This is a genomic window from Halioglobus sp. HI00S01 (genome assembly GCF_001635445.1).
GTDB classification, from domain to species: Bacteria; Pseudomonadota; Gammaproteobacteria; order Pseudomonadales; family Halieaceae; genus Halioglobus; species Halioglobus japonicus.
Genome location: NZ_LWEE01000033.1, coordinates 1 through 209 on the forward strand (window position 1 = coordinate 1; position 209 = coordinate 209).

The window sequence follows — 209 nt, forward strand, 5'->3', positions numbered from 1 at the left end:
AGCGAGATACGGCAGAGGCGTTTTGCGAACTATCCCCAGCGGAAGCGCTGGCGTGGTTGGGCGACAAAACCACATCGGACATTGCCAACGCATTCGACGCCTTTCTGGAACGACATGGTCATCGCGGCTATCGCGAGCTCTGTGTGCGTCAGCCCAGCTGGTCACAACACCCTGAGAGCCTTGTGTCTACGCTTCAAGCCAGTGTCAAA

General features: G+C 57.4%; 1 protein-coding gene. It reads left to right on the forward strand.

Translation table 11 applies throughout. The features are described 5' to 3' along the window. On the forward strand, window positions 1-209 hold a 209-nt coding region (locus A3709_RS24495), incomplete at both ends, for a hypothetical protein (RefSeq protein WP_231871130.1).